Below are 23,151 nucleotides of genomic sequence, written 5' to 3' on the forward strand. Positions count from 1 at the left end.
CCTGCTTCAGGCGGCCACGGCCTTCGGCACATGCACATGCCGGTAGACGAGGCCCGCCGCCAGGCCATACGCGGCGGCAATCGTCGCGTAGGCCAGCGGCAGGCGCAGCGACCATTCGGGCAACATGTGCAGGATGCTGCCGATCAGGGCCACGCCCACCAGGGCGCCGATCTGGCGGTTGGCATTCAGGGCGGCCGCCGCGCTGTTCGCATGCGGCTTGCCGGCCACCCGCATCACGGTGGCCGTCATGGCGGGAATGGCGATGCCGATGGCCACATTCATCACAGCCGTGCCCAGCGCCAGCCAGCCATACGGCGTGCCCGGACGCAAGCCCATCAGCAGCAAGGCCATCACGGCGCCCACCAGCAAGCCGGCCAGCATGGGCCTACGCGTGCCATGGCGCGCCGCGATACTTCCCGCCATGAAGTTCCCCAGCGTGTAGGCCGCCATCATGGGCAGCAGGCGCAAGCCCGACTGCAGGGCGTCGGCGCCGCCCGACTGCTGCAGGAACAGGCTCAATAAGAACAGCTGGCCGAATACGCAGAAATTGATCAAAAAACCCACGCCATTGGCCGCGCCAAAACTGCTGCTGTGAAACAGCGCGCGCGGCAACAGCGGATGGCTGCCGCTGCGCTCGCGCCGCAGCAATTGCCCTGCCGACAATACCGTCAAGGCCCCCGCCGCCAGCACGCCCGGCGACAGCCAGCCCAGCACGGGCCCTTCGATCAGCACGAAACTGAGGCCCGCCAGCGCGGCCACGCCCAGTGCATGGCTGAACAGCGACAAATCGCGCGGCTGACGCGCCGGCGCGACCAGCAGCAGCTGCGCCATGACGATGGCCAGCACGCCCAGCGGCACGTTCACCCAGAACACGCTGCGCCAGCCGAACTCGTGCACGAGGATACCGCCGATCAAGGGGCCGGACGCACCGGCCACGCCCACCAGCGCCGACCAGGCACCCAGCATGCGCGTGCGTTCGCGCTCGTCGTCAAAGCTGTGCGTGAGCAGGCTGAGCGAACTGGGCATGAACAGGGCCGCGCCCGCCCCCTGCAGCAGGCGCGCGGCCGTCAGGAAATACCCGTCGGGCGCGGCGCCGCACAGCACCGAGCCGAGCAGGAAGACGCCGAGGCCGCCCTGGTACACGGCTTTCGGCCCGTAGCGGTCGGCCAGCGCGCCGCCGGCCAGCAGCAGCGCGGCAAACGTCAAGGTGTAGCCGTCGACCACCCAGACCAGGCCCGTCAGCGGGATATGCAAGTCCAGCGCGATATCGGACAGCGCCACGTTGACGGCCGTGACGTCGAGCATCGCCATGACGAAGCCGAAGGCCAGGGTCAGCAAGATCAAGCCGTTGGCGCGGCGCGGTGTGGGAACAGACATGGTACTCCTTGCAGTAACAGGGGGGACGGCCATTATGCGAGCGTTGCATGATGCAGTAAACAGGCATAAACTCGGCGCATTGATGCAAAAATGCATCACAATAAGCAATAGGAGAAGCAGCTTGGATTGGGATAACGCGCGCATCTTTCTCGCCATCGGGCGGGCCGGCACCCTGCGCGGCGCGGCCGCCCTGCTGGGCATCGACCAGGCCACGTGCGGGCGCCGCCTGGCCGCGCTGGAAAGCTCGCTGGGCGCCACCCTGTTCCTGCGCACGCCATCGGGCTACGTGCCCACGCCGGCCGGCGAGCTGGCGCTGACGGCGGCCGAAGCAATGGAGCGGGCGGCCGACAAGCTGCAGCGCGAGATGCAGGGCGTCGACAACCGTTTAAGCGGCATGGTGCGCGTGGCCACCACGGACACCATGGCCAGCCATTTCGTCATCCGCGCCATGCAGCGGCTGCACGCGGCCCACCCGGACATCCGCATCGTGCTCAACGTGGCGCCCGCGCTGGCCAGCCTGACGCGGCGCGAGGCGGACCTGGCCGTGCGCGGCGTGCGCCCCACCGACCCGGACCTGATCTCGCGCCACCTGGTCAAACGCAGCCTTGGCCTGTACGCCTCGAAAACCTATCTGGCCGAACGGGGCGAACCCGTGCGCGGCACGGCGCTGGCCGGCCACGACATCGTCATCTACCACCAGTCCGTGACGCCGCGCCACGCAGAGAAAATCGCCGGCGAATCCGTCGCCAACGCCCGGGTCGCCATGGAAGTGAACTCGGCGGCCATGCTGCAGGAAGCCACGCGCGCGGGCCTGGGCGTGGCCGAGCTGGCGACTCATCTAGGCGACATCGACCCGCAGCTCGTGCGCATCTGGCCCGAGCGGGCGGAAAGCTACGACGTGTGGCTGGTCATGCACGCGGACCTGAACCGCTCGGCCCGCGTGCGGGCGGCGGCTGACGCCATCATTGCCAGCGTGGCCGGCCCGGCGCACTAGGCGCAAGTCCATCCCCAAAAAAATCATTCCCAAAAGAAACTTTATCTCTTGCGAATCTGATAAAATTCCTCTCCCCGCCGCGCACAGCCGCCGCCAATCGCCGCGGGATCCCTCAATCCCCCTGGAGAATTTTTATGCTTATCTGGCAAGGCTTCGGCATACTTGGCCCCCTTATCTGTTTGATCGTCGTACTGGCCGCGCAAGCGCTGTTTGGCGCCACCCTGGGCGAGGCCTATACAAAGAGCCACACATGGACCCTGGCCCTGGCCTTCCTGCTGGCAGCTGCCGCCAGCTGGTATGCGGGCGTACGCCTGAACAGCGCGCCCGGACGCGAACTGATCGACCCGGCCACGCAGGAGCGCGTGATCCTGCGCCAGCGCCACACCCTGTTCTGGATTCCGATGCAATACATCGCCGTGCTGATGGTCGTCATGGCCGGCTTCGCCCTGTTTGAGTAAGTAGGTCGTGGGAAATTATTGTGAAGTTATGACGAACAGAACCGGATGCGCTGAAAGGCGCCCGTTGCGACGCAGTGCAGGCACTGCTAGCAGCGGGTAACGCCGCAGAGCGCCGGTTATGGAAGTCAGAAATCACAATAATTTATTACGACCTACTTCAGCGCGCACGCCTGACGTGCCCGGCGGGCGGGCAGATGTTAAGATGCCATGATGACCCTATCCGTCTCCCTCATCATCAGCCTGCGCCGCCTGCACCGGGCCACCATGGCCTGGCTGGTCAGCTGGTGGCGCATGCTGCATTTCGCCATCCTCGTGTTTTCGCTGGCCCTGTCGCCATCGAGCTATAACCGCGACAACCGCCCCATCCTCGCGCACCGGCTGGTAACGAACACGGCGCCCAATCTCGTGTGGTTCAGCGTGGCCTGCGCGCTCGTCAGCCTGGTGCTGATCCGCATCGTCGTCGTCAGCGCCCAAAGCTACGGCCTGTCGCGCTATGCGCTGGAAATGGTGGTGCGCGTGCTAGTGCTGGAATTGATACCGCTGACGGCCGCCCTGTTCGTGGCCCTGCGCCTGACCCTGCCCGACGGCATTGCTTTCGCGCAAATGCGCTCGTCCGGCATGCTCGATACCATGCAGCGCCAGGGCATCGACCTGTTGCGCCGCGAATATTTTCCACGTGTCATGTCGGGCATCTTCGCCGTGTGGATGCTGGCCATCGTCAGCTGCGTCACCTCGCTGATCCTCGCCTATCTCACCATCTACGGTTTCACGCCATGGGCGCTGCAAGGCTACACGCGCGTGGTGGGGCAGATCTTCAATCCGGCCGTGGCGCTGATCCTGATGCTCAAGGTCATCTTCTTCAGCTTTGCCGTGGCCCTGATCCCGCTGGCCTCCTCGTACTATCCGGAAGACCCGCACGGCCGGCGCAACCGCCTGTGGGCCGCGCACGGCCTGTCCGAAATGCTGCGCCTGTTTTCCGTCATCCTGCTGATCGAAGTGGCTTCGCTGATGGGCAATTACTACTGATGCCCCGCCCGCCACCGCCAGCGATCCCGAACCACCCATACGAGAGCCAAAAGCCATGAGCCAACCGCAAAATCCCGACCAGGTCGACGTCACGGCGCCCGCCGGTCTCGCGCAAGATAGTGTCCTGCCCGCCCCGCCGCCCGTGCGCCACGCCGAACTGAAGGCGGCCATCCTGCTCATCTTCATGTTCGTGCTGGTGGTCGGCTCCGTCGTCTACCTGATGTATGCGCGCGGCGCCTTCGAAGCCACGCAAACCCTGGTGCTGACGGCCGATGACTCGGACGGCGTGGGCGTGGGCGCCGACCTGACCTTTTCCGGCTTTCCCATCGGCCGCGTGCAGCGCATCGAACTGGCGCCGGACGGCCGCGCACGCGTCATCGTCGACGTGCCGCGCAAGGACGCGCACTGGCTGCGCAGCAGCTCCATCTTCACCTTGGAGCGGGGCATCGTGGGCGGCGCCAAGCTGCGCGCCTACAGCGGCATCCTGACGGACCCGCCGCTGCCCGACGACGCCACGCGCGACTTGCTGGTGGGCGACATGGCGGCGGAAATCCCCCGCCTGCTGGCCGCCGCCAAGGATTTGCTGAACAACGTGGCGACCCTGACGGGCAGCGATTCCGCGCTCGACGGCACCTTGCGCAATGTGCAGGCCGTGACGGGCAAGCTGAGCGGCCCCGGCGGCGCCATGGGCTTGCTGACGGGCGACGACAAGCAGTCGCGCCTGCTCGTCGAGCGGGCCAACGCCCTGCTGGTCACTGCCGACCAGCTGGCGCGCCGCACGGATGGTCTGGTGGCCAATGCCGATACGCGCGTGTTTGGCGACAAGGGCGTGATGACGGATGCGCAAGCGACCATCGTGCAGCTGAACGCGCTGCTGGCCGACACCCGCGCCAGCCTGAAAAAAGTCGACGCCGTGCTGGTCGAGGCGCAAGCCGTGGGCGCCAACGCCAGGGCGGCCACGGCCGACCTGGGCCCGCTGCGCGCCGATGTGGAAAGCAATCTGCGCAAGGTCGAACAGCTGGTCAATGAAATCAACCGCAAATGGCCGTTCAAGCGCAATCCGGAGATCAAACTGCCATGAAAATGTCCCGCCCCGCCCTCGCCGCCCTGCTGTCCACCTTGCTCGCCGCCTGCTCCAGCGGCCCGCCCGTGCCCGACTGGAAAATGAATGCGCAAAGTTCCGTCGAACGGTTTCAAGCGGCCTACCTGGGCGGCAACGCCCTCGTCGAACAGACGGAATTCCGGCGCGCCCGCAGCCAGGTGGCGGGCACGGGCAAGCTCGAACTGGTGGCGCGCATCGAACTGCTGCGCTGCGCCGCGCGCGTGGCCAGCCTGGCCTTCGAGGACTGCGGCGGCTTCGATGCGCTGCAAGCGGACGCGAACGACGCCGACCGCGCCTATGCGGCTTACCTGGCCGGCAAGGCGCAAGGGGCCGATGTCGCCCTGCTGCCGGAAGCGCAGCGGGCGGCAGCAGGCGCCGCATCCGACACGGCCGCCGCCAGCGCCGTGGCGGCCATCGATGACCCGCTGTCGCGGCTGGTGGCGGCCGGCGTGCTGCTGCGCTCGGGCCGTGCCACGCCGGCGCTGCTCGACACGGCCGTCGCCACCGCCTCGGACCAGGGCTGGCGCCGTCCGCTGCTGGCCTGGCTGGGCGTGCAGCGCCTGCGCGCCGAACAGGCGGGCGACACGCAAGCGGCGCAGCGCATCGCGCGGCGCATGGCGGTCGTCGAGCAGCCGCCGGCCCCCTGAGCGCGCCGATGGCGGCCCAAGGCAGGCGGAATCAGGCATAATTCAGCCAGGATGACAGCTATGCCGTGCAGGCAGCGAGGTGTGACGATGCAGTTCGAGGATTTCGACCTTTCCACTCCCGATACCGGCCGGCATGCCGGGGCGGCGCCTGGCGATGAAGCACCGGCGGCTACGGCCGTGCGCCTGCAATACCTGCTCGACAATACGCCCTCCATCATCTATTGCACCGTGCCCAGCGGCGACTTCAAGATGACTTTTGTCAGCAACAATGCCTTGAACGTGCTGGGCTACCAGCCCGAGGACATGGTCGCCGATCCCAATTTCTGGTTCGACCACATCCACCCCGACGATGCGCCCGGCATCTTTTCCAGCCTGGCGCAGATCTTTGTCGAAGGCGCCCGCGCCTATGAATACCGTTTCCGCGTGCGCGACGGCAGCTATCTGTGGATGCACGACAGCCTGCGCCTCGTGCGCGACGAGCACGGCGTGCCGTTCGAGGTGATCGGCTCGCTGACGGATATCACGGAACGCAAGGGCATGGAAGCGATGCTGCAGGCGCGCGGCGAAGAGCAGCAACTACTGATCAGCAAGTTACAGGAAGCGCACGACCAGCTGCTGCAATCGGAAAAGATGGCGTCCATCGGCCAGCTGGCGGCCGGCATCGCGCACGAAATCAATAACCCGATCGGCTTCGTCAATTCCAACATGAGTTCGCTGCAAGGCTATGTCGGCACCCTGTTCGGCGTGATCGGGCAATACGAAGCGGCGATGCGCGAAACGCCCGACGGCCCGGCCCTGGCCGCCCGCGTGGCCGAGGTGCGCGCGCAGGCCGACCTGGCCTTCCTGCAGGACGACATGGTCGATCTGGTGCGCGAATCGATGGATGGCTTGAAACGCGTGCGCGACATCGTGCAGGCGCTGAAGGATTTTTCCCACGTGGGCGAGACGGACTGGCAGGTGGCCAGCCTGCATGCGGGCCTGGACAGCACCCTCAATATCGTCGCCAACGAGTTGAAATACAAGGCGCGCATCGAGAAGCACTATGGCGAGCTGCCGCCGATCCTGTGCCTGGCCTCGCAGCTGAACCAGGTGTTCATGAACCTGCTCGTCAACGCAGGCCAGGCCATCAGCAGCGACGGCGTGATCAGCATCCGCACGGGCCACGCGGGCGACTGGGTGTGGGTGGAAATCGGCGACACGGGCGCCGGCATCGCGCCCGAGCACCTGAACCGCATCTTTGAGCCGTTCTTCACCACCAAGGCCGTGGGCAGCGGCACGGGTTTGGGCCTGTCCCTCTCGTACGGCATCGTCAACAAGCACGGCGGACGCATCGAGGTGGCCTCGGAAGTGGGCCAGGGCACGCGCTTTACCGTGCACCTGCCGCTGCAGCCGCCCACCGCCGCGGCCGCGAACGCCTAGGCGTCCTTCACGGGCGCGTACACGCGGATGCTGAGGCGCCCGCCATTCTTGCCTTCGAAATCGAGCAGCTGGGCGATCACGCGGGCCGTCAGCACGTGTTCGGCCGCCAGCAGCATCAGGCCGTCGCGGCTGATCAGGTCGCGCGACAGCACCATGCCCGGTTCCAGCTGGCCCGACAGCACGGTCAGGTCGCGCGCCGGCGGCTCCGTCTCCTCCATGATGCCGCGGAAAGCGGCCACCACGGCCGGGTCGTAGCGCTTGCCGATGCTGTCGTAGATCAGGGTGCGCGCTTCGTCGGCGCGCAGGCTGCGCTGCACCATGGCGCCGATCTGCAAGCCGTCGTAGTCGGACGCCAGCGCCAGGATGCGCGCGCCCATGGGAATGGCCAGGCCCACCAGGCCATCGGGAAAGCCGCCGCCGTCGAAGCGCTCCAGCTGCGAGCGCAGGATCACGGAAACGGCGCGCAGCTCGTCGAGCGCCATCAGCAGCTGTTCGGCGCGCAGCGGATGCTTGCGGAACGCGGCCAGCTGCTCGCCCGTCCAGGCGCTGGCCGGCAGTTCCAGCACGTCGTCGCTGAGGCTGAGCTTGCCGATATCCTTGAGCAAGGCCGCGATGAACACGTCGCGCGCCTCCTGCCCTTCCAGGCCCAGCGCCTGCGCCAGCTTGCGCGACAGCTCGGCCACCCGCCGCGCATGGCCGGCCAGCTTGCCGCCGCGCATTTCGATCAGGTTGGAAAACACCTTGATCGTCGTCACGAACGTGGCTTTCAGGCGCTCGTTGGCCGCCTGCACCTCGTCGTGCGACTGTTTCAGCTGCTGCGTGCGCGTGGCCACCTTCGCTTCCAGGCTGGCGTTGAGCGCCTGCAGCTCCACGTTCTGGCTGGCCGTCAACGCTTCCAGGCGCCGTTTTTCCTGTTCCAGCGCGCGCCGTTCCAGCGCGTGGCGCACCACCAGCACGATATCGTTCTCGTCCCACGGCTTGGTCACGTAGCGGTAGATTTCGCCCTGGTTGATGGCGTCGAGGATGGACTGGATATCGGCATAACCGGTCAGCAGCAGGCGGATGGTGCCGGGCCAGCGCTGGCGCACCTGGGCCAGGAACTGCGCGCCATCCATGTGCGGCATGCGCATGTCGGAGATGACCAGGTCCACCGTTTCGCTCTCGAGCAGGGCCAGGCCGGCCGCGCCGCCGTCGGCCGTCAGCACGCGGTAGCCGTGCGGGCGGAACAGCCGCCGCAGCGACGACAGGATATTCGGTTCGTCGTCGACGCACAGGATGGTGGGCGGCGCGGCCGCGGTGCTGGTGCTGGCGCTGGTACTAGTGCTAGTGCTAGTGCTCGTGCTCATGCTGTCCTGTTCGTTCATGGTGTGACGGGCTGCGCCTGGCGCACGGGCAAGGTGATGCGGAAGGTGGTGCCGCGGCCGATGATGCTGCGCACGTCGATGCGGCCATGGTGTTTCTGCACCGTCGTGTAGGCCAGCGACAGGCCCAGTCCCGTGCCCTTGCCGACCGCCTTGGTGGTAAAGAACGGGTCGAAGATGCGCGACAGGTGTTCGGGCGCGATGCCGCCGCCCGTGTCCTCGACTTCGATCCACACTTCCGTGGCGTTGTCGCTGCCCGTGCGCAGGGTGATGCGTCCGCGCGCCTCGCCCATGGCGTGGGCCGCGTTGACGACGAGGTTCATGATCACCTGGTTCAGTTCGGAAGGCTGGCATTCGATATCGGGAATGTCGCCATATTCGCGCACCACGTCGGCCTTGTACTTGACCTCGTTGTTCACGATGTTGAGCGTGGTATCGATGCCCTGGCGCAGGTCGGCCCAGACCCACTCCTGGTGCGCATCCGTGCGCGAAAAATCCTTCAGGTCCTGCACGATGCGGCGCACGCGCGAAATGCCTTCCTTCGACTCGCCCATCAGCATGGGAATGTCGGTGCGCAGGAAATCGAGGTCGATCTGTTCGCGCAGCGCGCGCAGGCGCGCCGCCACCACGGGGTCGGCGACGGCCGGCTCGGCGTCCTCGTAGGCGTCGAGCATGCTGAACAGGTCATCCAGATAACCTTCCAGGGTGCCGACATTGGAAAACACATAGCCGATGGGATTGTTGATCTCGTGCGCCACGCCGGCGGCCAGCTGGCCGATCGACGCCAGTTTTTCCGACTGCAGCAGCTTTTGCTGGGCCAGCGACAGCTTGCTGTTCAATTCCGTCAGGGCCAGGTTGCGCTCGCGCAGTTCCAGATCGGCGATCTGGCGCTGGCGGATATCGTCGGCCAGGCGTTCGTTCATTTCCGCCAGCTGGGCCGTGCGCTTGGCCACCAGGTGTTCCAGATTGTCGTGCGCCTTGCGCAGCGCCAGTTCCGCCAGGCGCCGCTCGCTCACGTCGCGCAGGGTTTCGATGGCGCCCACCAGGCGTCCCTGGCGGTCTCGCAGGGGCGCCGCCGTGAAATGCAGCCAGTGGCCGTCGGGCCCGATATCGGCAAAGAAATCCTCGGCCTCGAAGGCGCCGGGGATCACGGGAGAACGCTTCAGCTTGCCAAGGTAAAGGTCATTTTCGCCGAGCGCGATATCGTCGGCCACCAGCAGGTCGGCCAGGCAGGCGCGCGGCTGCGGATAAAACGCCTTCCAGTGGTCGCGCGTGCCGACCATTTCGGCGGCCGTAAAGCCCAGCAACTGTTCGCAGGCGCTGTTCCAGTGCGTCACCACGTGGTTCGTATCGATGGCGAAAGTGGCCACGGGATGGCCGTCGAAAAATGCCGACAGCGCGATGGTGTCGCCCTGGCGGCGTTCCGGCATGGCGGGCAGCGCCTGTCCTGCATCTGTTTCCATGGCCTCTATCCTGTTCATGCCAGCATGATCCGCGACATTTCATCGAAGGTGTGTTCCGTTTGCGCCAGCAGCGCCAGCCAGGCCTGCTCATCCAGCGCGACGCTGCGCCAGCCCGCCGGCGACAGCGGCGGCACCAGCGCATCGTCGACCCCGGCCAGATCGAGCGCCAGGGCGACGGCATTGGCCATGTGCACGGCCAGCGGCAAGCCGCCCGCTTCCAGCCGGTCGATGGCATGGTGGTCGGCCACCGCCTGCTGTATTGCCTCGGGAAACTTCCAGTAGGCGGCCAGGGCGCGGCCCACCTGCGCGTGGTCGATGCCGATGACGGCCAGTTCCGCCTCGGCCATCTGGCAGTCGTGCGCCTGGCGGTAGCTGCGCACGAGGGCGTGCTCGGCCGGGAAGCGCGTCACCAGCACCAGGGTGCCCAGGTCGTGCAGCAGGCCGGCCGTGAACGCCGTTTCGGGATTGACGCGCAAGTGCGGCGCCAGCAGGCGCGCGGCGATGGCCGTGGCCAGCGAATGGCGCCAGAATGCCTGGAAATCGAAGCCGCCGCTCACCGGCGCGAAGCTGCCCGTCAGGGCGCAGGCCGTGACGACGGTGCGGATGCTGTGAAAGCCCAGCACGGATACGGCTTGCGGAATGCTGGTGACCTTCGATTGCATGCCGTAGAACGAGGAATTGGCGATACGCAGGGTCTTCGCCGCCAGGCCCTGGTCCAGCTCGATCTTTTGCGCCAGCACGTGCACGTCCGTGTCGTCCTGATCCATGCTCGACAGCAGTTCCAGCACGACCACCGGCAGCGAAGGCAGTTCCTGTATCTGGCGGATGATATGTTCAAAGCTGAGCCGTGTCATGCCGCGCCCCCTTGCCGGTAGCGCTGCACCAGCGCCAGCAGTTCGGCCCCGGCGGAATCGGGCGGCGTGGCGCGGAACAGCACGGCCAGCCGTTCCAGGCGGCGCAAGCGTTCCTGCTCGGCGTGCGCCTGCGCGGCGGGGTCGGGCGCCTCATCCATGACGACGTGACAGCGTTCCACATTGCGCCGGCGCAAAGCCGCCAGGTTCGCCGCCGTCAGGGTGGCGCCCTGGGCCAGCAGCACGGCGCCGCTGGCGTCGTTCAAGGCCTGCGCCAGCACCATGCCTTCCTGCGCCTGCTCCATGGAAATTTCGCGTCCGCTTTCACTCATGTATCCGCTCCATGACGACTCAGGGTGACCAGGCTGCCGCGCGAGCGCGAATGCAGGCCCATCGGATGGACCGCCACGGTATATGGCTGGCCATCGATGGCTGCCAGGCAAGGCGCGCCCTGCCCGTCAAACAATTGCGGCAAGACGATCGCCGCCTCGTTGCCCAGCAGGGCCGCGCCCCGTTCGAACAGGTTGGCCGCCGCCGCGTTGATGAAGGCGATCATGCCGTCCTCATCGAGGCCGATCACGGGCAGCGGCAGAAATTGCAGCAATTCGCGCGCGATGCCGAGGCTGACCTCGTCGCGGCTGATCTGATGCTGCTGCTGGCGCACCAGCGCCTGCATGGCGGCATTGGCCGCCGCCAGCGCCTGGTTGGCGTCGCGCAGCTGCGCATTGAGGCGCACATTGTCGTCGTCGATGCCCTTCAGGCGAAAGGCTTCGGCGATATGCTCGCGCAGCTGATGGTCTTCCCAGGGCTTGGTGAGAAACTTGAAGATGGCGCCCTCGTTGACGGCGTCCGTGACGGCCTGCAACTCGGTATAACCGGACAGCATGATGCGGATGGTTTGCGGACACAGCAGCTTGGCCTTGCGCAGGAAGTCGGCGCCCAGCATGCCCGGCATGCGCTGGTCCGACACGATCACGTCGACGGCATGGCTGGCCAGCACGTCCAGCCCTTCCTGGCCGCTGTTGGCCGTAATGATATGGTAGCCATCGCGCCGCAGCAGGCGCTTGAGGGAAGCGAGGATATTGGGCTCGTCATCGACCAGCAGCAAGGTGCGCGGCGCCGCCGCAGGCTGCTGCCCGGCGTCCGCCGCCAGCGCCGCCATACCCGGCATGCCATGCTCGTCGTGCACATCCATCGGACCATCCTCTCATCGCCATGGCGATATCGGAGCTTGCCTGGAGGGGAATCTGCCGCGCGAGACAGTCTTGCGAGTCTTGCGCGGCAGCCAGCTTGCGTTGAAATTATACGACTAAATATTCCTTCATTGCACTTATCCTGCACTTATCCGCGCCGCGCCGGACAAGGCGTGTTGCGGTAGAACACAAAGCCGCCCAGGCCGATGGCTTGCGTGTCGGCCTTCACGGCGTACACCAGCGTGTTCCTGGCCGCATCGACCCTCAGCAGATTCTTGTGCAGCACCGTTTGCGCGTGCGACAGTTCCAGAGACGGCGTCGGCGCCAATGCCAGACTTAGTTCGGACGTGGCCGCGTCATACGTCCAGCGGCCCGGGTTGAAAAAGGCGAAGCCGCCGTCGAAACGCAGGCTGCCATCCTTGAACTGGGTCAGGCAAATGCCGGGAAATTCGCTGGGCGGGTTGTACCAGGTGGCGGCCACGGCGGCATCGGCCGGCGTCTTGCCCGGCATCTGCATGCCGGTGCTGTCAGTTTTGCCGCCCAGGCCGGCGCAACCGGCCAGCGCCAGCGCGCCCGCCAGCACGCCCGCGCGTATGGTGTATATCATGTGCATTGCCGTCCCCTTGCTTTATAGAAACACAATCTTAAAGCGGGATGGCTGGCCGTTCAAGCGGCCAGCGCACATAAGGCCAATTTAATTGTCCCCGGTCGCCTTCGCCGCCATGGCAGCCGCTTCGCGCAATTTGTCCTTCTTGCTCTTGCGCGCGCCCTTCACGCCGCCGTTCACCGCATCGGTGACGGGATGCACGGGCGCAGGCAGTTCCGTCGGCTCGAAACCGGCCACCACTTCGCGCACGATGCGCAAGTCGTTGCGGTTTTCGATCAGGCGGAAATGCGCTTCCGTGTCGGCCGTGACGAAACTGATGGCCGTGCCGCTTTCGCCGGCGCGGCCCGTGCGGCCGATGCGGTGCGTGTAGTCGACGGCCGAACGGGGCAAGTCGTAGTTGACGACGGCCGGCAGGCCGGCGATGTCGATGCCGCGCGCGGCCACGTCGGTGGCCACCAGCACCTGCAGCCGGCAGGCCTTGAAGTCGGCCAGCAGCTGGCTACGCGTGCCCTGGCTGAATTCGCCGTGGAAGGCGCCCACGTGCAGTCCCGCGCGCTGCAGCTTGTCGGCCACGTGTTCGGCCGCGTACTTGGTGGCGACGAACACCAGCACGCGCTCCCACTGCTGCTGCAGGATCAGGTAGCGCAGCAGCTGCGTGCGACGGGGCACGTCGACCGTGATGGCGCGCTGCACGATATCGGGCTTGTCCTGCGCTTCGGACGCCACCTCGATGCGCACGGGGTCCTGGAGCAGGCTGTCGGCCAGCGCCTGCACGCTGTCGGGGAAGGTGGCGGAAAAGAACAGGTTTTGCCGCTGTTTGGGCAGCAGCGCCAGGATGGCGTTGATCTCGTCGCTGAAACCCATGTCGAGCAGACGGTCGGCTTCATCGAGCACGCACAGCGACACGCCGCCCAGCTTCACGGCGTTCTGGCGCACCAGGTCCAGCAGGCGGCCCGGCGTGGCGACGACGATATCGGCGCCGCCGCGCAAGTCCATCATCTGCGGATTGATCGACACGCCGCCGAACAGCACGGAAATCTTCAGTTTCACGGGCAGCGGCTTGGCCAGCGCGTGCACCGTCTGCCCCACTTGCGCGGCCAGCTCGCGCGTGGGCACGAGGATCAGCGCGCGCACCTGGCGCGGTCCGGAAGCGGGCGCCATCAGCGCCTGCAGCAGCGGCAGCGCGTAGGCGGCCGTCTTGCCGGAACCCGTCTGGGCCGCGCCCAGCACGTCGCTGCCGCGCAGGATGGCGGGAATGGCGGCCGCCTGGATGGCCGTCGGCGCGGCATAGCCGGCCTTGTCGACGGCGCGGACCAGGGCGGGAATCAGACCCAGGGAGGAAAATGGCATAGCGGGCCTTCTTTATTCGTAAAGTGAGACCGGCCGCAATGTGCGGCCGGTCGGGATAGCGACAGTATAAGGCAATGACCGTTAACGCCCAACCAAACCTACTGCGCGTCGGCATAGGCGGCCTGCGATGCTCACTGTACTATTCGTACAGTTCCGCTTCTCGGCCACCTCTTCCTTCCGCTCGCTACGGTTTGATTGAGCGTCGTTGCGACAGTAGATCATTGCTTGGGCATTTGCAGCGTCGGATGGCCCGCGTCATCGTAGCCCGGGATGCCGCGCCGGATCGTATGCGAAAAGTCCGCATCGTCGTTGGCGGCCCGCGCGCGCGCCGTGACGTGACCGCCATCGCGCAACTGCTGGAAGGTCTGGCCAGGTACCAGGCCCTTGACGTCGAACAGATAGCGGTCGAGGTAGCCCGAGGCCATCAGCCGGTAGTCGAGCGGCAGGCCCGGCACGATGCGGCGCACCATCTCGAAGACGATGGTGGTGCAGTTGGCCGTCAGGGTGTTGTAGAAGCGAGGCTGGTTCTTCAGCGCCTGCGCCTCGTCCAGGTAGGCGAGGAACAGTGAGCGCATGGCCGCTTTCGGCATCATCACGCGGTACAGATGCATGTCCTCGCCGCGCGCATTCGTGCGCACGCGCAGGATGTCGCGCTCGTCGGCGGCGATCAGGCTCATTTCAAAATGCTTGAAAAAGCCGCCGATGGCGGAAAAGCTCTCGCCCTTTTCCTTGCGGATCTCGATGGAAAACGTCAGAAAGCGCCCGTCGGCGAAGCCGAACGAGATCAGCGTATGCGCGATGTACGGCCCCGTCCAGTACGACAGCGCCGTATCCACCGTGCGCAGCTCGTCGAGGTCGTAGCTGCGCTGCTCCCACTTGACCGTGTAATCGTCGTCGCTGCGCCAGTCGAAATTGCGCACATTGTCCAGGGTGACGAGGTTGCCCTTGAGCGTGCCCGTCACATTGCGCGCCACGTCGTCGGCCCACACGCGCTGCTGTTTCGGCGCGATCAGGCTCCACCACACAAGCAGCAGGATGAAACCGGCCGCATACGGCAGCAGCACGCGCGCGTCGCCGCGCGTCCACCACAACGCGATGCTGGCCACGCCCAGCGCGGCCCACAGCAAGGCGCCGATGGCTTGCGCCGCCGTGCCGCCGGACAGCTGGTACCACAGCGCCAGCGCACCCCACAGTGCAGTCAACAGGATAATCAGGGAAACGGCCATTTTGCCAATGCTGGCCAGCACGGAGCGGGCATGGTGTGATAAGAAAGTCATGCCCCGATTATACGGGCAAGCGCAGGAAGAGGTGCGTCCGAGCAAGTACAGCCGAACAACAGGCACTGGCCGCACATCATTGCTTGCCTGCTAATTTATTTCATGAGAGCATATTGCAAAAATAAAATGTATAGACAAGGCATCCTGTCACCACAGTGCGGCCTTGCCGATTTCCGGAGACACCTTTGCAAGCCCCTTCCCTCTACGCCCTCGCCGGCAGCCTCAATTCCCTGTTCATCATCGTCAGCCTGTACGGCCTGTGGTCGCAGCTGCAAAAAATCTGGCGGCGCAAGCGCGATGCCGGTATCGGCGCGGGCAAGACGACGGACATCCTGTCGCTCAACCAGTTCACCGTCAGCTTCCTCGCGTATTGCGCGTTCTTCGTCTACGGCTATTCGATCACGCCGTTCAACCACTACATCGTCTGGCCCCGTTTGGTCGCTTCCCTGATCGCGCTGGCCATCCTGCATGAAATCGAGCGCGACCGCCGCAGCCGGGCATCGCGCCATGCGCTGCTGACCTGCGCGCTGCTGCTGTGCGCGGGCGTGGCGGGGCTGGCCTTCGGCCCCACGTTCAGCGATGAAAAGCGCGTGATCTCGCAAAGCCTGATCGTCGCCGTCACCGTGATGCTGGCGCAGGGCTATGCGCACCAGATCCGCCTCATTTACCGGTCGGGCAGGACGGGCGCCGTGTCGTTAAAGATGAGCCAGTTCATCCTGGCGATGGATGTCAGCACCATCTTCTTTGCCTGCGTCATGGGCCTGTCGACGGGCTGGCCATTGCTGCTGCTCGCCAGCGTCAGCGCCACGACCAAGCTGATCATCATGTGGCTGTTCCGCTGGGAGAAGAGCAGCCGCGCCGCGCAGGTCAAACGGCAGGCACCGGCCTGAGGTTATTGCCCGCTCAGCGCGCGCATTTCCGCATACAGGTTCGCCTTGCCCTCGAAGCCGATGCCGACCAGGTCCGGCATGGTGATGTGGCCGTTTTCCACGCGCACGCCATCGGGAAAGCCGCCGAACGGCTGGAATAAATCCGGATACGATTCGTTACCGCCCAGGCCCAGGCCCGCCGCGATATTCAAGGACATCTGGTGGCCGCCGTGCGGGATGCAGCGGCTGCGCGACCAGCCGTGCTGGTGCAGCATGTCCAGGGTGCGCAAATATTCCACCAGGCCGTAGCTGAGGGCGCAGTCGAACTGCAGCCAGTCGCGGTCGGCGCGCATGCCGCCGTAGCGGATCAGGTTGCGCGCATCCTGCATGGAAAACAGGTTCTCACCCGTCGCCATGGGCTTGTCGTAATAGCTGCGCAAGGTCGCTTGCAGCTCGAAGTCGAGCGGATCGCCCGCCTCTTCATACCAGAACAGATCGTACTGGCGCAGCGCCTTGGCGTAGGCGATCGAGGTATCGAGATCGAAGCGCCCGTTGGCGTCCACGCACAGCTTCTGCCCATCCTGCAGCACCTCCATGATGGCGTCGATGCGGCGCAAGTCTTCATCGAGCGAGGCGCCGCCGATCTTTTTCTTGACCACCGTGTAGCCGCGGTCGACATAGCTGCGCATCTCGTCCTGCAGGGCGGAAAGGCTCTGGCCCGGGTAGTAATAGCCGCCCGCCGCGTACACGAACACCTGTTTGTCGGGCACGCCCGTGCCGTGGCGTTCGGCCAGCAGCTGGAACAGCGGTTTGTTCTCGATCTTCGCCACGGCATCCCAGATGGCCATGTCGATTGTGCCGATGGCCACCGAGCGTTCGCCGTGGCCGCCCGGCTTTTCATTGGTGTACATGCAATCCCAGACCTTGTGCGGATCGAGGTTGGCGCCGTCCTCCGTGACGAGCGAAGCGGGATCTGCCTCGAGGATGCGGGGAATGAAACGCTCGCGCATCAGCATGCCCTGGCCATAGCGGCCGTTCGAATTGAAGCCGTAGCCGACGACGGGCTTGCCGTCTCGCATCACATCGGTGACGACGGCCACCAGGCTTAAGGTCATCTTCGTGAAATCGATGTAGGCGTTGCGGATGGGGGAAGAGATGGGGATGGTCTTTTCGCGGATCTCGACGATTTTCATGCGGCTCTCCTGTGGATGAAAACAATGACGCCAGCTTACCGCGATACAAAGCCATATAATCGATATCAATTTAAAGCATTATTCACTTGAAGTGAAAGATGAACCATGAAAACGGATGCCACCACGGAAATGGCCTTCTTTGTGCTGCTGGCCAAGCTGGGCAGCCTGTCGGCCACGGCGCGCGAGCTGGGCATCACGCCGCCCGCCGTCAGCAAGCGATTGGTGCTGATGGAGCAGCGCCTGGGCGTGCGTTTGCTCAACCGCAGCACGCGGCGCATCAGCCTGACGGGCGACGGCGAAAGCTATCTGCGGCAGGCGCGGCAGATCCTCGACGATATCCGCGCCATGGAGGAGTCGCTGGCCAGCGGCGGCGCCGAGCCGCGCGGACTGCTGCGCGTGAATGCCACCCTGGGCTTCGGGCGCACGGTGATCGCGCCCCTGCTGTCGCAATTCGCGCTGCGCCACCCGCAGCTGGAAGTGCAGCTGCAGCTGACGGACAGCCCCATCAATCTCGTCGAGCAGGCGTACGACCTGGGCATCCGTTTCGGCGAGCTGCCCGACACGCGGCTGTCGGCGCGGCGCATCATGTCGAACCGGCGCTTCCTGTGCGCCTCGCCCGCCTACCTGCAGGCGCACGGCACGCCGCGGACACCGGACGACCTGGCGCAGCACCGTTGCATCGTGCACCGGCAGAACGACGACGCCTATGGCATCTGGCGCATGAGTAAGGGCCGCGCCAGCCACACGGTGAAGGTGCGCGGCACGGTGGCCAGCAACGATGGCGACGTGGTGCTGGGCTGGGCGCTGGACGGGCACGGCATCCTGCTGCGTTCGGAATGGGACCTGGCGCGCTACCTCGACAGCGGCCGCCTGCGCGTGGTGCTGGCCGACTATACGCTGGCGCCGGCCGACCTGTACGCCTACTATCCGAGCCGCCACCAGCTGCCCGCCAAAGTGCGCGCTTTTATCAATTTTCTCATCCAGCAATTGCAGCCGGAAGCGGCCACAGCGGCAGAATCAGGTTAAACTATAATATTGCGATATGGCAATATTATGAAGGAGTAGGTTTTGCTAGTCATACTCGGATTTCTCGTCGTGCTGTTTTCCGTCTTCGGCGGCTTCGCCATGCAGGGGGGACACTTGGGCGCCCTGTTCCAGCCGCTGGAACTGCTGATGATCGGCGGCGCCGCGCTGGGCACCTTCTTTGTCGGCAATGACGCCAAGGCCATCCGCGCCACGTTCGCCGCCCTGCCCACCCTGTTCCACGGCTCGCAATACACGAAGGCGCGCTACATGGAGCTGATGGGGCTAATGTATGAAATCCTCAGCAAGATCCGCAAGGAAGGCTTGATGTCGGTCGAGGACGATATCGACGACCCCTACCGCAGCGCCATCTTCGTGAAATACCCGTACACGCTTGGTGACGAGCACATCCTGGAATTCATCACCGATTATCTGCGCCTGATGGTGTCGGGCAATATGGACGCCTACCAGATCGAAAATCTGATGGATAACGAGATCGAAACGCACCATGAAGACGCGGAAATGCCGATCCAGACGATTTCGCAGCTGGCCGACGCCATGCCGGCCTTCGGCATCGTGGCCGCCGTGATGGGCGTGGTGCATACGATGGCCTCCGTCGGCTTGCCGCCGGCCGAGCTGGGCGTGCTGATCGCACAGGCGCTGGTGGGCACCTTCATCGGCATTTTGCTGGCCTACGGCTTCATCGCGCCGCTGGCCAGCTTGCTGCGCCGCAAGCACCATGAAACGGCGAAGATGTACCAGTGCGTGAAAGTGACGTTATTGGCCAGCCTGAATGGCTACGCGCCGGCGCTGGCCGTGGAATTCGGCCGCAAGGTCATTTCCGCCACGGAACGCCCTTCGTTCAGCGAACTGGAAAACCACGTGCGCCAGGTGCGCACGAAGAACTGATCCCGCCTGCCTGCTTACCCGGCGCGTCAGGCTTGCGGCGCCGTCCAGACCAGGTTCCACAGGTGGCCGTCGATATCCTCGAAGCCCTGGTCATACATGAAGCCATGGTCTTCGGGCGGATGCGGTATGCGGCCGCCCGCGGCGGCGGCCTTGGCGATCAGGCTGTCCACCTCTTCCCGGCTTTCGCAACTGAGGCAAATGACGACTTCATTGGCTTGCCGGGCATCCGCGAGCGGCTTGTCGATCAGGGACCGGAAGAACGGTTCGGTCGTCAGCATGGCCTCGATGCTGCCTTCGACGATGTTCATGAACGCCGCGTTCTCGCCGCTGAAGCGGGAATTGAAGGTGAAGCCGAGCGAGGAAAAGAAGGCCCTGGATTTATCCAGTTCCTTCACGGGCAGGTTGAGGATGATCTGTTTGTTCATGGCGATTCCTTGCTTCCTTGGTGAAGGTGGGATGGGCAAGCGGTGCGCCTTCCCTGCGACGAGTGACGGCATACCAAATTGACACGCTTACGAAAAAATCGTTCCTCCAGAATATCAATAAATACTGAAGAAAGGCGCGGACTATGCTCAGGACTTGCCCTCGATGCTGGCGGCGGCGCGGGCGCGGGCCAGGCTTGAGCGCGCGCCAGCCACCGCGCGCAGGCGTTCTTCCAGGTAGGCGCTCACGCGCGGATGCTGGCTGAAGGCGACGTTGAAGCGGATGTGCTGATCGGGCGTGTCGTTGGCCGAAAACGCGGCGCCGCGCATCAGCAGGATCTTGTTGCGGTAGGCATCCTGCACCAGCAAGTCCACGTCCAGCCCTTCGGGCATGCTGCCCCACAGGAAAATGCCTGCGTCGCCGGGCTGCTCGAACAGCACGCCGGCCGTGCTCAGCTGACGCGTGCTGGCGTTGCGCGCCACCATGATCTTGCGTTGCAGCCGCTCCAGGTGCTTGCGCAGATTGCCGGCCTTGAGCACTTCCAGCAGCACGTATTCGTTCAGCGCAGGCAAGGTCATGATGGAATGGATCTTGGTGCGCATCAAGGGCTTGAGCAGGGAAGGCGCCGCGGCCAGGTAGCCCATGCGCAGGGCCGGGCTCAGCGCCTTGCACAGGCTGGAATAGTAGATCACGCCGTCCAGTCCGGACAGCGACGCCAGCCGCGTGCTGTGGCCCGGCTGGAAATGGCCGTGCACGTCGTCTTCGGCGATCAGGAAGCCGTACTGCTGCGCCATGATCAGCACCTTGTGCAGGTTGGCGGCGCTGCTGCTCCACCCGGTGGGATTGTGCAAGGCCGTCTGCATGAACAGCAGGCGCGGACGGTGCGTGCGGCAAGCCGCTTCCAGCTCGTCCAGATCGAGGCCATCGGGCCGGCGCCGGATGGGCACCAGGCGCACGCCGTCCTGGCGCAGCCTGCCGAACATCAGGAAGTATCCGGGGTCTTCCACCAGCACCGTATCGCCGGGCTGCAGGAACGTGCGGCAGATCAGGTCGATGGCATGGGTGCCGCCGAACGTGGTGAGGATGTGGCTGGCGTCCGCCGCGATGCCGATACCGCGCAACAGCAGCGCGATCTGCTCGCGCAGCTCGGCCAGCCCTTGCGGCGGGCAGCGCGAAGCCATGCCGGCCGCGCTGCGCGCCAGACCGCGTTGCACGGCGGCCGCCGGCAGCGCGTCCTGCAGCCAGGTGGGCGGCAAGGCGCCGCTGCTGGCCAGCAGCACGCCCGGCCGCTGGTCGTTCACTTGCTGGCTCAGCCAAACCGGCTCCTGCTCCTGTCCCGCTTCCAGCGCCACCTCGTCGGGAATGGCGCGGCCGGCGTCAGCCGGTGCGCAGACGAAGAAGCCTGTCGTGCCGTGCGTATCGATGACGCCTGCAGCCACCAGCCTGTCATACGCGACCACCACGGTGTTGGTGCTGACCGCAAGCTGCGTGGCGAGCTGGCGGATCGACGGCAGCCTGGTCCCGCCAGGCAGCACGCGTTGCGCGATCTGCTGGCGCAGTGCGGCCTCGATCTGCTTGAACAGGGGAATGGGTGAGGAGCGGTCGATGGCGAACATGGCGCAAGTCTAGCGTAAAAACGTCAGGGCGAGGACCAGCAGGATGGCGCCCATCGCCAGATTGAAGATGCGCTGGTTGCGCGGTGCTTTCAGCACGCTGCGGATCGACACGCCGAACAGCGCCCACATGGCGTTGCACGGCATGCCCACCACGGTGCCGGTCACGGACACCAGCAGCGCGCCGGCGAGCATGTTGCCGTGCGCCGGCATGAAGACCGACGCCATGGTGATCGCCTTGAGCCAGCTCTTGGGATTCAGCGCCTGAAACAGCGCCGCCTGCGCAAACGACACCGCCTTCGGCGCGCTGCTTCCCGCCACCGAGGCGCCGGCCAGCTTCCACGCCAAAAACATCAGGTACAGCGCGCCCGCGATGCGCAGCAGCTGCTGCGCCATCGGGTACGCGACGAACACGCTGCCCAACCCCACGCACATGAGCATGGTCTGCACAAAGATGCCGGCCTGGATGCCGAGGATCACCGGCAGCGCCCCCCGATAGCCGAAATTGGCGCCGGTGGTGGCCAGCATGACGTTGTTGGGCCCGGGGGTGGCGGACATCACAAAGCAATAACTCATCAGGGGCAGAAGTTCGGTCATGGCAGGCAGTCGCAGCGTGGAGAAGGCCCCAGTCTAGAAGCGCGGCACGGCGGCGACAAGGCACAAGGCGGCGCGTACAGGCACATGCTGTATCAGCCGGACGACTGCTACAGCGGCGATACGAAAGTCAGGATTTTTGCGGCAACATCAGGCCGCTTTGAAACGCCAGCTTGATGTCGCTTTCGTTCGAGTAGGCAGAAGATGCCCACACCTCGCCTGCTTGAAGCCTGGTGAATGTCTGGATGATATTGCGCCGCCATGGGGATGGCCTGGAAGAAAAGTATCCAGTGAAAAAACGCTGCGCCTGTTCCTGCGTCCCGAAGCACAACAGGAATGACAAAGGGGTAGACGATGGATCGCAAATGGCGGGAAAACCGCCCCCATGCGACGCAAGATGTTCAAGCGCCCGCGGACGATCGGCGAACAAGGAGAACAGCGGCAGCGCGCGTTCGGCAAGCAAGTGGCACATCTGCTCAATCGAGGAACGCGCCGTCGAACCCGCCACCTGCCAGATCATGGCGCTGGCATCTTTTTCGGATCGAAGCAGGCCGCCGAACAGAACGGCGCCATCGTAACCAGCTCCGCCGCCCTTCTCCGCAAGCCACTTCTTGAGGGCCTTGCTGGCGATGGAAAGGTCGACCTTCATGCGGACATCGCTGCGGGAATTATAGCGCTCGGGCTCGAACGACACCTCGAAAACGGTGTCCTTATCGGCAGCCACCTTCTTCCAAACGGTTCCTGCCTTGTTGGGCTTAAAGCCATGGGGCGCGAGAAATTTCCCGACTTCCTGGCAAGCGTGAAGAAACTGGGCTTTTGGATCGCCATGACGGTTGACGGGATCGGCCGACCACGCTTGCCATTGGCTGTAGCGCTGGTCGAGGATGGGTTTCAGTTGATCGAATTTCTCCCAGGTATTCTCGACGTGATAGACGCTCGGATACTCAAAGCCGTGCGCGGCGGCGTGACGGTTGAACACGTCGCAATAGTCTTGCAGAAAACTGCCATGCTGTCGGGCAAATGCCGACTTTGCGTCGTAATAGTCAACGGCGAAAGCATTGCCCTGATCGTTGAGATCTTCTTCCCATAGTTTGCCATCGCAAGCATCAATCAGAAATTGTAGTCCGGTAATTTCCCGACTGAGCAGGCGCCTTAACTCCCCGGCGGAATCCGTGCGGTGGAAATTGCTCGCCATGTCCTGGTGAACCAGCCAGGCCAGGAACATGCCGATATGGATGCCGCCATGCTCTTCCGGCAAATCATCGGGATATTTTCCACCAGAATGCCAATCAATCCTGTCATATGCCATTGTGCAAACCTATAAGAATATCGAAATAATCACCTTGAGCGACTCCAGCATCATGACCAGCGTGCTTGCCAACGGCCTGACCTGGATGGCCAT

Annotated in this window: 23 protein-coding genes; 9 read left to right on the forward strand and 14 right to left on the reverse strand. The window is 64.9% G+C overall.

Annotation, left to right across the window (positions count from 1 at the left end; genetic code table 11):
• Positions 1-6: 6 nt before the first annotated feature.
• Entirely contained in the window at positions 7-1,377 is a 1,371-nt protein-coding gene (locus tag D9M09_RS17600; RefSeq protein WP_121670016.1) for an MFS transporter, read from the reverse strand.
• Between the two features lie 121 nt (positions 1,378-1,498).
• On the opposite strand from D9M09_RS17600, the gene D9M09_RS17605 reads away from it, so the two are divergent.
• The 6 genes from D9M09_RS17605 to D9M09_RS17630 all read left to right on the forward strand — a co-directional run bounded on the left by D9M09_RS17605 (position 1,499) and on the right by D9M09_RS17630 (position 7,023).
• Positions 1,499-2,371 carry a LysR family transcriptional regulator gene (locus D9M09_RS17605; protein WP_121670017.1) on the forward strand — a complete coding sequence of 291 codons (873 nt, stop codon included), beginning with the start codon at positions 1,499-1,501 and terminating at the stop codon, positions 2,369-2,371.
• Between the two features lie 134 nt (positions 2,372-2,505).
• On the forward strand, positions 2,506-2,829 hold the full coding sequence (locus D9M09_RS17610) for a hypothetical protein (protein ID WP_070223930.1): 324 nt from the start codon (positions 2,506-2,508) through the stop codon (positions 2,827-2,829).
• 210 nt (positions 2,830-3,039) lie between these two features.
• Positions 3,040-3,855, forward strand: coding sequence for an MlaE family ABC transporter permease (locus tag D9M09_RS17615; RefSeq protein ID WP_121671138.1), 816 nt, complete (start codon positions 3,040-3,042; stop codon positions 3,853-3,855).
• A gap of 55 nt (positions 3,856-3,910) precedes the next feature.
• On the forward strand, positions 3,911-4,936 hold the full coding sequence (locus D9M09_RS17620; RefSeq protein ID WP_121670018.1) for an MlaD family protein: 1,026 nt from the start codon (positions 3,911-3,913) through the stop codon (positions 4,934-4,936).
• The gene (locus D9M09_RS17625) at positions 4,933-5,604 is read left to right on the forward strand and encodes a hypothetical protein (RefSeq protein ID WP_070223934.1); all 672 of its coding nucleotides are present in this window, start codon (positions 4,933-4,935) and stop codon (positions 5,602-5,604) included. The genes D9M09_RS17620 and D9M09_RS17625 overlap by 4 nt, the downstream gene beginning before the upstream one ends.
• Before the next feature lie 87 nt (positions 5,605-5,691).
• Positions 5,692-7,023, forward strand: a complete 1,332-nt coding sequence (locus tag D9M09_RS17630) for an ATP-binding protein (RefSeq protein ID WP_070223936.1) — start codon at positions 5,692-5,694, stop codon at positions 7,021-7,023.
• On the opposite strand, the gene D9M09_RS17635 is transcribed toward D9M09_RS17630, so the two are convergent.
• The 8 genes from D9M09_RS17635 to D9M09_RS17670 all read right to left on the reverse strand — a co-directional run bounded on the left by D9M09_RS17635 (position 7,020) and on the right by D9M09_RS17670 (position 15,125).
• Positions 7,020-8,369, reverse strand: coding sequence for an HD domain-containing phosphohydrolase (locus D9M09_RS17635; RefSeq protein WP_121671139.1), 1,350 nt, complete (start codon positions 8,367-8,369; stop codon positions 7,020-7,022). The two genes, D9M09_RS17630 and D9M09_RS17635, sit on opposite strands and share 4 nt — an antisense overlap.
• Before the next feature lie 14 nt (positions 8,370-8,383).
• Positions 8,384-9,847 (reverse strand): ATP-binding protein, encoded by a 1,464-nt coding sequence (locus D9M09_RS17640; protein WP_070223938.1) that lies wholly within the window; start codon positions 9,845-9,847, stop codon positions 8,384-8,386.
• 14 nt (positions 9,848-9,861) lie between these two features.
• A complete protein-coding gene (locus D9M09_RS17645) occupies positions 9,862-10,701 on the reverse strand; it encodes an HDOD domain-containing protein (RefSeq protein WP_070223940.1) in 840 nt (279 codons plus the stop codon).
• The gene (locus tag D9M09_RS17650) at positions 10,698-11,030 is read right to left on the reverse strand and encodes a hypothetical protein (protein WP_099411175.1); all 333 of its coding nucleotides are present in this window, start codon (positions 11,028-11,030) and stop codon (positions 10,698-10,700) included. Before D9M09_RS17650 ends, D9M09_RS17645 begins: the two co-directional genes overlap by 4 nt.
• On the reverse strand, positions 11,027-11,893 hold the full coding sequence (locus tag D9M09_RS17655; RefSeq protein ID WP_083287572.1) for a response regulator: 867 nt from the start codon (positions 11,891-11,893) through the stop codon (positions 11,027-11,029). Before D9M09_RS17655 ends, D9M09_RS17650 begins: the two co-directional genes overlap by 4 nt.
• 146 nt (positions 11,894-12,039) lie before the next feature.
• Entirely contained in the window at positions 12,040-12,498 is a 459-nt protein-coding gene (locus tag D9M09_RS17660; protein ID WP_070223944.1) for a hypothetical protein, read from the reverse strand.
• An 87-nt stretch (positions 12,499-12,585) separates the two neighbouring features.
• A complete protein-coding gene (locus D9M09_RS17665; protein WP_121670020.1) occupies positions 12,586-13,848 on the reverse strand; it encodes a DEAD/DEAH box helicase in 1,263 nt (420 codons plus the stop codon).
• A 218-nt stretch (positions 13,849-14,066) separates the two neighbouring features.
• Positions 14,067-15,125 carry a DUF4105 domain-containing protein gene (locus D9M09_RS17670; protein WP_162995741.1) on the reverse strand — a complete coding sequence of 353 codons (1,059 nt, stop codon included), beginning with the start codon at positions 15,123-15,125 and terminating at the stop codon, positions 14,067-14,069.
• A gap of 185 nt (positions 15,126-15,310) precedes the next feature.
• Here D9M09_RS17670 and D9M09_RS17675 point away from each other — a divergent pair, with 185 nt between their 5' ends.
• Positions 15,311-16,015 carry a hypothetical protein gene (locus tag D9M09_RS17675; protein ID WP_121670022.1) on the forward strand — a complete coding sequence of 235 codons (705 nt, stop codon included), beginning with the start codon at positions 15,311-15,313 and terminating at the stop codon, positions 16,013-16,015.
• A 2-nt stretch (positions 16,016-16,017) separates the two neighbouring features.
• On the opposite strand, the gene D9M09_RS17680 is transcribed toward D9M09_RS17675, so the two are convergent.
• Positions 16,018-17,187 carry a mandelate racemase/muconate lactonizing enzyme family protein gene (locus D9M09_RS17680; RefSeq protein WP_070223949.1) on the reverse strand — a complete coding sequence of 390 codons (1,170 nt, stop codon included), beginning with the start codon at positions 17,185-17,187 and terminating at the stop codon, positions 16,018-16,020.
• 105 nt (positions 17,188-17,292) lie between these two features.
• Between D9M09_RS17680 and D9M09_RS17685 the strand changes: the two genes are divergently transcribed.
• On the forward strand, positions 17,293-18,213 hold the full coding sequence (locus tag D9M09_RS17685; RefSeq protein ID WP_121670023.1) for a LysR family transcriptional regulator: 921 nt from the start codon (positions 17,293-17,295) through the stop codon (positions 18,211-18,213).
• Positions 18,214-18,255: 42 nt separating this feature from the next.
• Positions 18,256-19,119, forward strand: a complete 864-nt coding sequence (gene motA, locus D9M09_RS17690; RefSeq protein ID WP_035820336.1) for a flagellar motor stator protein MotA — start codon at positions 18,256-18,258, stop codon at positions 19,117-19,119.
• 26 nt (positions 19,120-19,145) lie between these two features.
• On the opposite strand, the gene D9M09_RS17695 is transcribed toward motA, so the two are convergent.
• The 4 genes from D9M09_RS17695 to D9M09_RS17710 form a co-directional block, all read right to left on the reverse strand.
• The gene (locus D9M09_RS17695; RefSeq protein ID WP_070288688.1) at positions 19,146-19,544 is read right to left on the reverse strand and encodes a VOC family protein; all 399 of its coding nucleotides are present in this window, start codon (positions 19,542-19,544) and stop codon (positions 19,146-19,148) included.
• Between the two features lie 147 nt (positions 19,545-19,691).
• Entirely contained in the window at positions 19,692-21,158 is a 1,467-nt protein-coding gene (locus tag D9M09_RS17700; protein WP_121670024.1) for a PLP-dependent aminotransferase family protein, read from the reverse strand.
• Between the two features lie 9 nt (positions 21,159-21,167).
• Complete coding sequence (locus tag D9M09_RS17705) at positions 21,168-21,713, reverse strand: LysE family translocator (protein ID WP_240453408.1); 546 nt, start codon at positions 21,711-21,713, stop codon at positions 21,168-21,170.
• A gap of 166 nt (positions 21,714-21,879) precedes the next feature.
• Positions 21,880-23,058 (reverse strand): hypothetical protein, encoded by a 1,179-nt coding sequence (locus D9M09_RS17710; protein WP_070288691.1) that lies wholly within the window; start codon positions 23,056-23,058, stop codon positions 21,880-21,882.
• Positions 23,059-23,151: the final 93 nt, after the last annotated feature.

This window comes from Janthinobacterium agaricidamnosum (assembly GCF_003667705.1).
Taxonomy (GTDB): Bacteria; Pseudomonadota; Gammaproteobacteria; order Burkholderiales; family Burkholderiaceae_D; genus Janthinobacterium.